Source organism: Candidatus Rhabdochlamydia sp. W815, assembly GCF_018642185.1.
Lineage (GTDB): Bacteria > Chlamydiota > Chlamydiia > Chlamydiales > Rhabdochlamydiaceae > Rhabdochlamydia > Rhabdochlamydia oedothoracis.
Genome location: NZ_JAAVTY010000049.1, coordinates 1 through 10,280, shown reverse-complemented (window position 1 = coordinate 10,280; position 10,280 = coordinate 1). Strand labels below are relative to the sequence as shown.

Genomic DNA, 10,280 nt, shown 5'->3' with positions numbered 1-10,280 from the left:
GTGTTTGATTGTTAAAAATCACAATAGAGATTCTTTCATCGCCTGCCTATTCTTTTTTTAATTCTTCTGTGCACTTCAAACTTGAAAAGACTTGTACATTTTTAAGAAACCATTGGTTATAGTTTTTATTTTTTCTCCTTTAGAACTAGTTAACATTTAAGCTTTGGTGCTATCATTAGCTTTATTTTACTACATTTTGCCTATGAACTGGAATGATATAGAATTTTCTTTTAATCGAGCATTGCGACTGAGCTTTTCGATAAAAAAGCTGTTATTTGTATTTGTGATATTGTGGTGTTGTGGATTTGGTCTGCTTCTTTGCAAGTCATTAGGATTACAAACACAAGATTGGTTGATGCTCAATTGGAATTTCCTGCCATTTTTTTCTATGGGTATATTAGGGCTAGCTCTTGGAGTTTTGTTAATCCGTCTTTATCATGATGAGATTAAAGAGAAAAAAATGAACTATCAAAAAACCTTTTCTTTATCCAAAAGGGTGATGGTTGAAATTGCTTACCTAGGAATGCCTTTAATAATAGGGTATTTAATCCTATGGACAGTCCTTGGTTTGTTTTATTTGATTAAAGCACTACCTAAGGTAGGTTGGGCTTTAGGGGTTTTTCTATCATTTGGTCCTTTTTTACTGTTTTTGAGTATGGTTCTTTTAGTTGTTCTATTTTTGTTCTTATTTTTCTTTTTAACGCCAATTGTAGCTTTAAGGGATTGTTTGCCAAAAGAATGGATTAAATGCATGCTGAGTAGAATAAGTAATTCTTTACTTACTAATTTTGTATTGTTTATCATCTCAGTCATTCCAGTAGGGTGTATTTTAGGACTGCTCATGATCTCGCTGAATATGACCCATGCATTCTACCTTTCATCAGCTAACCCCTTAGATTTGGTATTGATCATGCTACCGGTTTCTATTCTTTTGGCGCCGGGTGTGGTATTCTTTTTTCAATTTGCTGCAGAATCGCATATTTTAATGATGCAAAAAAGATAGTTATGCGGATTGCAATTATAGGTGCTGGTTTTTCTGGATTAGCAGTAGCTTGGAATTTGCTGAATCTAAAGAATCAAGTAGTTGTATTTGATCCTTTTTCAGGGGGAGCATCATTTGTAGCAGCAGGTTTACTCCACCCTTATGTAGGTGAAGAGGCGCAAAGATCGCTTTTTGCAACCGAAGCTATGCAAAAGACAGAAGATTTGCTACACGTAGCAAAAAGAAGCTTAAAGAAAGAACTCTATAGAGAAGGTATTATTCGCATTGCTCAAAATGAAAAACAAAGGAAGGCCTATAAAAATCACTGCGTGGTTTTTAAAGATGTCGTAGATTTAGGCAATGATCATTTCTTGATCAAATCGGGAAAGACGGTATTTTGTAAACGTTACCTGCAAGGAATGCGACTAGCTATTATAGAAAAAGGCGGCCAGTTTATTGCAGAGAAAATTACAGAGTTAGAACAGCTAAAAACCTTTGATCAAATAGTTGTTGCAGCAGGAGCCTCTATTCGTGATTTCTCAGAATTTGTGCAATTAAAATTGAGTTTTATCAAAGGACAGGTTCTCACTTGTGAAATTCCCCTTAATTTACAAATAGAGAGAAGTCTTGTGGGCAAAGGCTATATAGCAACATCTCATAAGTGCGGGATCTACCATGTGGGTGCGACGTATGAGCGCCATGATTTAACAGAAACAGTGAATCTATTGAATACGCAAAAAGTGCTTTTTACTAAGGCGGCTAGTTTTTATCCAGATATTTGGCAGCTAAAACCTATAGACTGCTCTTCTGCTATAAGAGTGATGCGTCAAGGACACTATCTTCCCATTGCAACAAAAGTCTCTAATAAGGTGTGGGTAATTACAGCTATGGGATCTAGAGGTTTATTATATCATGCTTATTTCGGAGAAAAATTGGCGCAGGCAATAATAGGGAACAACAACTCTTTCTTTTCAAGAACTAATGTATTACTTAAAATAGATCGACTATGAGCATACAAGCGCAATTTACATTTATGGGGACCGGTGGATCTATGGGAACTCCTGTGATTGGTTGTCATTGTGCGATATGTCATTCCCTTAATCCGCTAGATCAAAGGATGCGTCCTTCTGGTTTGATACAAGTAACGGATAAGAATTTTGTGATTGATGTAGGCCCTGATTTTCGTATGCAAGCTTTACGATTGGGGATTGAAAAAATAGATGGTGTATTGATCTCTCATGCACATTCAGACCACATTGCTGGATTGGATGATTTAAGAGCGTATTATTTTTTGCATAAATCTAAAACGCCTTGTTTGTTATCCGAGCTAACTTTTAAAGAACTAAAGCAACGCTATCCCTATTTATTCCAGCCTACCAACAATGAAAAAAGTGTAACAGCTCAACTCGATTTCTGTGTGCTTCCTCAAGAATTCGGCTCTATTTTTTTCCAAGGGATTCAATGGGTTTTCTTTTCCTATCTGCATGCAGAAATACAAGTAACGGGTTTTCGCATAGGGAATTTTGCCTATGTGTCTGATATAAGGTATTACTCTAATCAAGTAATAGACATGCTAATTGGAGTAGAAACCCTTGCGATAAGTGTGCATAAAAAAGAGGCTACAGAGGTGCACTTTGGAATAGAAGAAGCCATGGAATTCTCTACATTTATAAGGACTAAAAAAACGTATTTCACCCATTTATCTCATGATTTCGAGCATGGTAAAATAAAGCTTCCGTTTGGATTTGAGCTTGCCTATGATGGCATGGTTATTTTTTTTACAATACCTAAAAAGGATCTACATGACAATTGACCCAGCATCACTGGAGTTAAAAAATTCACATAGAGCGATTCTTATAGGGGTTTATTCTCATAGCCAACAAAAGGCTCTTTGCATTGATTATTTAAGTGAATTAGAACGTCTTTGTGAAACCTATGGTTGGCAAGTTACCGCTATATTTGCCTGCATGTTGCGTAAGGTAGATGCCGCAACTTATTTGAGCAAGGGTAAGGTAGAAGAGCTAGCCCAAATGGTGATTGATTTAAATGCGGATGTAGTGGTGTTTGATGATGAAATTAGTCCTCATCAACAACGTAATTTAGAAAAGCAATTAAAAAAAGCTGTAATTGATCGCACAGAATTAATTATTGAGGTGTTTGCACAAAGAGCGCAAACCAGAGAAGCACGTTTACAAATCGAGCTTGCAAAAGCAAGATACCAGATGCCTCGCTTGAAGCGTTTATGGACCCATCTTTCTCGTCAAAGTGCAGGGGGTGGAGCGTATTTAAAAGGTGAAGGAGAAAAGCAACTGGAAATTGATAGACGGATTTTGCGACGTCAAATCGATTCGTTAAAGCAAGAAATCGACCAAGTAGCTAAGCAGCGTCATACCCAACGGGGATTGAGAATGCGCACACAAATACCGACATTTGCCATAGTGGGTTATACAAATGTAGGTAAATCCACACTTCTTAGAGCGCTAACTCAAGCTGATGTTTTAGTAGAGGATAAGTTATTTGCAACCCTGGATACCACAACTCGTAAATTTGTTTTGCCTAATAAACAGGCAATTTTATTGATCGATACCGTTGGATTTATTCGCAAGATTCCACATACACTCGTTGCAGCCTTTCGCAGTACATTAGAAGAGGCAATTCACACCGATATTTTATTGCATCTGATCGATGTGAGTCATCCAATGGCTTTTTCTCAGGCGGAGGAGACCCTAGTTGTTTTAAAAGAGCTAGGAGCTGAAGACAAGCCGATTATTACCGTGTTGAATAAAATCGATCTATTTCCCAATCCCTCTACATTAGCCAAATTTCGGATTTTATATCAGAAAACCGTGCCTATTTGTGCTCAAACAGGAGAGGGCTTTGAACTCTTACTCGATAGCATGATGCGCGAAATTGCTCTTTTACGCAAAACAGTGCGGGTCAAAATCCCACAAAGCCATTATGCACTTGTTAGCGAATTGATGCGTTTAGGAAGAGTTCTTGAATGTGAGTATGAAGAAAATGATGTTGTAATGAAATTAGAAATACCAGCTTCCTTAGAACATCGCCTGCAACCGTTTTTACTAGGTTAATCTATGACTTTAAAAGCAATCCCAGCAGAAGAGAGGCCGAGGGAGCGTTTATTACGAGATGGAATTGATTCTCTTTCTTTGGCAGAGCTCATAGCTATTGTTTTAAGCAGTGGAACGCGAGGCAAATCGGTTTTGAGTTTATCAGAAGAACTTATTGTGCGATTTGGTAGTCTTGAATATCTTTTAGATGCTTCTGTAATTGAGCTTATGGAACTCAAAGGAATAGGACTTGCTAAAGCAATTCAGCTAAAAGCGGTTTTTGGTATCGCATTGAAATGTCGTCGTCCTCAGTCTTTAAAAAAATACTCCATTCAATCTGTGGAAGAGGCCTATCTTTTAGCAAAAGGAGAAATCGGTCATTATTCTCAAGAAATTTTATTAGTCATTCTGCGAGATGTGCGTGGGTTTTTAATTCATAGAGAACAGGTAGCGGTTGGAACGCTATCTCAGGTTTTGATCCACCCAAGAGAGGTGTTTTATCCTGCTGTGCGTTATAAGGCTCATAGTATGATTTTAGCTCATAATCACCCCAGCGGAGATCCCACTCCATCTCATGCTGATATTGAATTGACGAAAGTTCTTATGCAATCTGGTCAGATCATGGGCATTGAGATTGATGACCATTTGATTATAGGTAGAGATCGTTTTGTTTCTTTGAAAGAACAAGGCGTTATGAATAGCTTTTCAAAATATTAATCTTTTTTAAAAGATTGCTATCTTTTCTTTATTTCTATCTATTTTTAGGCTTGTTTTAGTATACTTTTATCCATAATATGAACCAGAAAAAAAAATTTAAAGTTGTCACTTTAGGCTGTCGTACTAATCAATACGAATCACAGGCTTATCAAGATCAATTGCTCACTTTAGGCTATAAAGAGGCTAAAGGAGCAGAGCGGGTAGACTTGTGTATTATAAATACTTGCACCGTTACAGAATCAGCAGATAGCTCCAGTCGCTATCAAATTCGCCATTTACATCGCAAATACCCTGATGCAAAGATTGTTGTTACGGGATGCCTTCTGGAAAGCGCAAAAGAGGCCTTGCAGGGCATGGATGAGATAGATTGTGTTGTGCCCAATAAAGATAAGGAAAATCTCCTCTCTTATGTATTCCCAGAACAAGAAATGCCGGAATTTAAAATCTGTCAATTCGAAGCCCATACCAGAGCCTTTGTTAAAGTCCAAGATGGATGTAACTCTTTTTGTACCTATTGTATTATTCCTTATGTACGGGGTCGCTCTCGTTCTCGAGATGTAACAGAGATTTTGCAAGAAGTAAAAGGATTAATTGCTAATGGATATAAAGAAATTGTTTTAACAGGAATTAATATTGGCGATTTTGAATCTAAGCAAATTCGTTTAGCAGATCTGGTCAGGCAAGTCGATGCAATAGAAGGAATACAAAGACTGCGCATCTCTTCGATTGATCCCGATGAGATAGATGAGGATTTAGCAGGTGCTGTTTTACACTCCAAGCACACCTGTGCTTCTATGCATGTTGTTTTGCAATCAGGATCAAATACCATTTTAAAACGCATGAATCGTAAGTACACCAGAGAAGTTTTTTTAGAAACAATAGATAGACTACGCAACGCAAACCCTGATTTTACCTTCACAACCGATGTCATAGTTGGTTTCCCAGGTGAAAGCGAACTGGATTTTCAAGATACACTAGCTATGATGGATTACGTGCGTTTTGCAAAAGTACATATGTTTCCCTATAGTCCACGCCCGCGAACAAGAGCAGTTCTTTATCCTAACCGGATAGATTCAGCAGTTGTTAACACAAGAAAACAACAGGTTTTGCGCTTAGCAGAAGAACATGCGTATTTTTTAAGAGAAAAATATGTTGGGTCTACTCTTCCTGTATTAATAGAGAAAGCAGAAGATGTCTCCAGTGGTCATACAGAAAATTTTCTGCACGTAATTAGTCAAGATAAAGGTCTTAAATCTAATGATCTTGTAGAGATGCAACTATATGAAAACACCCCTGAGGGTCTCTTGGGAAGGATTGTATGAATATCACTATTGCGCATCGTATGCGTCCTTTCTCTCATAAAATGGGAAGTATTTTTCTTTTACCTAATAGCCATTTTAAAGTGGAGCTGTTTCCCACTCTATTGCGATTTACCGATTTAGAAAGTCGCATTGAGCCCATAGAAATACGTCTTTTTATTCGAGGACCTATTCAATCATTTACAGCGGAATTGAATTTAGAAACCGGTTCAATTTGTGTGTTTGGTAGGGCTTTAGATGGATATATACGTTATTCTCTTTTCTATAAGGCCTCAGAACTACTGCTGCTTTGTGAAAAAACCTCTTTTACTTTGCACCTGCAATACAAAACCACATTATCGCAGTTGAAACCAAAACAAACATTCTCTATTCCTGTGCCATTTTGCTTAAAAGAATCTCAAGGCCTGCAAGAAAGATTACACTTAGGTATTCATAAAGCTCAAGATTGGGAATTGATGCAAAGGCGTTTTAACCTACAAGAACTGTTTCCTTTTTGGCTAGCTCTTTCCCAATGGGTTTCCCCTATTGCTCATGAAGATAACAATCTAGGGATGTTCTCTCTCATTCATAAATGCCAGACTGCCATTGAAAAAAAAGAAAAACTACAAATCATTAGCTCCTTTAAAAAGGTATTCTTAGCCGCTTTTGAAGGGGTATTTGTTCCTCGCTTATTCGATAGTGATTATCAAGGCATCCTTGATGCAGAAGAGAATACCTTACCTGCAATAGCTCTTCTTTTACAAAGTGCTAAATTACTAAGAAGGCTCTTTTTTGTGGAAGAAGAGAACCTCTTTTCCATTTTACCTTGTGTTCCTCCAGAGCTACACTGTGGTAGATTGATTCAATTACAAACGACAAAGTTAGATCGGATAGATATAGAATGGTCTAAGAAAAGACTACGTCGTATGTTCATGCAAACAAGCAATACAAGACCTGTTATATGCCAGCTCCCCAAGGGAATTTCCAGCTGTCGTTTGAGAGTGCACAGAAAAGATCAGGGGCAAAAGCTACAGGTGACAAAAGAGGGAATTTTACAAATCCCCGTTCTTGCTCACTTAAAAGCTTGGCTAGACTGTTTTGAGAGATGAGTATAATTTTACCCATTTGTTTATGGTTTTATAATTAACCCTGTGTTTTTTGCCTAGTTCTTTTGTGCTCATAACCCTCTGTACAGGACAATTTTTTAGGAGCAGATAAAAAGAATAGCCCGCAAATATGACCTGAGATCTGGCATAATATACATGCCATAATTGCACACAAAAAAGGGGTTGCTCCTTAAACGGAGTAGGTTAAACTCTCCAATATAAACAAGATTTTTTCAAATCAAGTTCTGTCTAGAACACTTTAAATGTGCTTAATGGAATTTACGCAAGGAATTGAAAATGACTAATTAGATCGGCTGCTTGTATTTGAATCCTCTGAGTTAAAAAATCCTTTGCAATGTTTAGCTGTCCAAAGATTTCCATAGTTCGAGCTTGAATACCAACAGCTCTAGAGCGCTCTGCTAAGATTCACCTTTATCGATAATTCGACAAGAAAGGCCATGCCGAGCAGCTTCTGCTGCTGCCATTAGCATTCCTAGTTGGTCCAGCTCCTATATAACCAACACACCTCAATTAAATCGCTCAATGATGGTTTATAACATCTCTGTAGCTAAAGCAGCTAATTCAGAGCGCTCTGTGCGATCCAAGAAAATATGACCGTAAATAGGGTGTTCCTTAAATCTACCTACCGTATACGTCAAAGCGTTAGAGTCTTTATCTAAATAAGGATTGTCTATTTGAGTAGGATCTCCGGTTAAAACCACTTTTGTCCCTTGACCTGCGCGAGAGATAATGGTTTTTACCTCATGCGGTGTTAGATTTTGTGCTTCATCGATGATAATATACATATTGGGAAGCGTGCGCCCACGAATATAGGTTACCGCTTCCATTTCAATTTTTTTACTTTCCATAATCCATTTTTGCGTTTCAGCAGAATTCGCTGAGCCTGTTGATTCACATAAAAATTCTAAGTTATCGTAAATAGGCTGCATCCAATGATAGAGCTTTTCTTCTTTGCTACCTGGAAGATACCCAATATCTTTTCCTAATGGCACAATGGGCCGACTCACGAGAATTTTTTTATGATTCCCATCATCAAAAATCTTTTTCAAACCCACGGCTAAAGCTAAAAGGGTTTTTCCTGTCCCTGCAGGACCCATAAGGGTTACTAATTTGATATCATCGCGCAGCAGCAAATCTAAGGCACATTTTTGTTCTATATTCAGAGGATGGACACCCCAGATATCTCTTGGCAACTTTAGTAAAGGTTCTAGCTGTTTGTTTTGAGAGTTGTATTTGCACACAGCAGATGACTGCTCTTTTGAGCTAATCAAGCAATATTCATTGGGATACAAATCAGGCAAATCAATTGGCAGGACCCCATCTTTATAAAATAGATCTAGATTTTTCTTACTCATGTCTAATTTACGATACCCTTTATAGATATTTTCGTAAGAAAATCTTAAGTTAATATAGTCTTGTGATTCTATCCCTACAGCTTCTGCTTTAACGCGCACAATAAAGTCTTTAGAAATAAGAGAAACCGGGACACCTTGCTCCTTTAGTTTAAAAGCACTGAAAACAATTTTATGAGCACTGCGATCCAAAGAAAAAGGAAAGGCTTCTCGATCTGCAAATTTTGTATCCATTTGCACTTTTACTAAAATATCATTTTCAATAGAGACTCCTTGCGCCAGTTGACCTGGATGAGCATTTTTTAACCCATCGATATAACGTAAAACATGACGAGCATTCTTTCCCAATTCATCGGAAAATCTTTTCATTCCATCTAGTTCCTCAAGAACGGCAAGAGGGATTACGACATCATTATTATGAAATTTAATGATCGCATCAGGGTCATGTAAAAGAATATTGGTATCTATGATAAATGTTTTACGAACCACTTGATTTCTCCTTTAGTGCAGGTTAAAGTGCAGCATAGCGTGCTCTTTTACTAGACTCAACCTAATTTTTTTAACTAAATTATAAGCATTTTATTATTAATATCTTATGAAACAAGATCAGCAATTAGACATTTCGAGTGCTAAATTCTTGACGCTGAACTTGAAAATCGCTTATAATGGATTTTGTAATTGAAGGAGAAATTTATGAACATTAATCAGAAAATGCTAAACATACCCCCTTATATATCTACCTCTTGGAAAAATGTAGCTGCTTTATATGTTGATAATCAGCAGAATAAGCCCATTCTTAGCATTGCTCTTCTTAATGGAACTTGTATACAAATTCCCAACTTGACGCCTTGTGTTCTAGAAGAGATTTTTTCTATGCACTCTAAATATTTAGAGCAAGAGCAATCTCTATGCAATAAAGAAAAAAGAACTTTGCCAAAAGGAGTGCTAGGAATCATTCCTGGGATTGAGCTCGTCAATACTTCTGAATTAGCTGAGGATTCTGAGTCCTTCCAGAATCTTACAACCTTTTTAAAGACCTTAAGTGCTTCCTTTAAAGGAATATTACCTGGAATAGACTTGCTTCTCCAACATAACTCTCAACTAACAGAAGCCCCTCTTCTCTCTAAGGATATTTTAGAACATATTTTTTCCTTTTTAAAATCTTTAGATGATGAATCCATGCTAAATGGTTTGCTTACTAAACCAGAGCATCCTCATTGTAACTGCCCTTATTGTCAAATCAGTCGTTTTGCTCAAAATAAAACAGAAGAGCTTGAAGAAGAAGTATCTGATAAAGATTTAAAATTCAAAACTTGGGATATCGAGCAGACAGGTGATAAGTTATTTGCTGTAACAAACCCTTTTGATGCAAATGAAAAATACAGCGTATATATTGGTGATCCTATCGGATGTACTTGTGGAGAAATGCGTTGTAAACATATTCATGCCGTGTTAAGTGTAGATATTGCTTAGAGCCTGTTTAAAATCTTCTCATTAAGGTATAATGATAGTTTTCATAAAACCTTTGGAGGTAGTTATGACCCGCTCTTATCCAAGCGATATTTCTCGTAAACAATTTAGCAAAATCCATCTAATACTTGAGTCTACACGCAAAAAAACACGTCCACGAAGAGTTCATCTATATGATATTTTTTGTGGAATTTTGTACATTTTAAAAAGTGGTTGCCAGTGGCGTATGTTACCCATAGAATATCCTAAATGGGAATTATGTTATT

General features: G+C 37.1%; 10 protein-coding genes. 9 read left to right on the top strand and 1 reads right to left on the bottom strand.

Annotation, left to right across the window (positions count from 1 at the left end):
* Window positions 1-202: 202 nt before the first annotated feature.
* The 7 genes from RHOW815_RS04615 (at window position 203) to RHOW815_RS04585 (ending at window position 7,174) form a co-directional block, all read left to right on the top strand.
* A complete protein-coding gene (locus tag RHOW815_RS04615; RefSeq protein ID WP_215217168.1) occupies window positions 203-1,003 on the top strand; it encodes a hypothetical protein in 801 nt (266 codons plus the stop codon).
* Window positions 1,004-1,005: 2 nt separating this feature from the next.
* On the top strand, window positions 1,006-1,992 hold the full coding sequence (locus tag RHOW815_RS04610) for an NAD(P)/FAD-dependent oxidoreductase (RefSeq protein ID WP_215217167.1): 987 nt from the start codon (window positions 1,006-1,008) through the stop codon (window positions 1,990-1,992).
* Window positions 1,989-2,795 carry an MBL fold metallo-hydrolase gene (locus tag RHOW815_RS04605; protein WP_215217166.1) on the top strand — a complete coding sequence of 269 codons (807 nt, stop codon included), beginning with the start codon at window positions 1,989-1,991 and terminating at the stop codon, window positions 2,793-2,795. Before RHOW815_RS04610 ends, RHOW815_RS04605 begins: the two co-directional genes overlap by 4 nt.
* Window positions 2,785-4,071: a GTPase HflX gene (gene hflX / locus RHOW815_RS04600; protein WP_215217165.1), complete on the top strand. Its 1,287-nt coding sequence runs from the start codon at window positions 2,785-2,787 to the stop codon at window positions 4,069-4,071. The genes RHOW815_RS04605 and hflX overlap by 11 nt, the downstream gene beginning before the upstream one ends.
* 3 nt (window positions 4,072-4,074) lie before the next feature.
* Window positions 4,075-4,767 (top strand): RadC family protein, encoded by a 693-nt coding sequence (gene radC / locus RHOW815_RS04595; protein ID WP_215217164.1) that lies wholly within the window; start codon window positions 4,075-4,077, stop codon window positions 4,765-4,767.
* Window positions 4,768-4,844: 77 nt separating this feature from the next.
* Window positions 4,845-6,089, top strand: a complete 1,245-nt coding sequence (gene mtaB, locus RHOW815_RS04590; RefSeq protein WP_215217163.1) for a tRNA (N(6)-L-threonylcarbamoyladenosine(37)-C(2))-methylthiotransferase MtaB — start codon at window positions 4,845-4,847, stop codon at window positions 6,087-6,089.
* Window positions 6,086-7,174 carry a hypothetical protein gene (locus RHOW815_RS04585; RefSeq protein ID WP_215217162.1) on the top strand — a complete coding sequence of 363 codons (1,089 nt, stop codon included), beginning with the start codon at window positions 6,086-6,088 and terminating at the stop codon, window positions 7,172-7,174. The genes mtaB and RHOW815_RS04585 overlap by 4 nt, the downstream gene beginning before the upstream one ends.
* 548 nt (window positions 7,175-7,722) lie before the next feature.
* Here the strand turns inward: RHOW815_RS04585 and RHOW815_RS04580 are convergent.
* Window positions 7,723-9,033: a PhoH family protein gene (locus RHOW815_RS04580; RefSeq protein ID WP_215217161.1), complete on the bottom strand. Its 1,311-nt coding sequence runs from the start codon at window positions 9,031-9,033 to the stop codon at window positions 7,723-7,725.
* A gap of 204 nt (window positions 9,034-9,237) precedes the next feature.
* Between RHOW815_RS04580 and RHOW815_RS04575 the strand changes: the two genes are divergently transcribed.
* Window positions 9,238-10,017, top strand: coding sequence for a hypothetical protein (locus RHOW815_RS04575; RefSeq protein ID WP_215217160.1), 780 nt, complete (start codon window positions 9,238-9,240; stop codon window positions 10,015-10,017).
* A 64-nt stretch (window positions 10,018-10,081) separates the two neighbouring features.
* Window positions 10,082-10,280, top strand: a 199-nt coding sequence (locus RHOW815_RS04570; RefSeq protein WP_251368230.1) for a transposase, incomplete at its 3' end; no start/stop codon positions are given.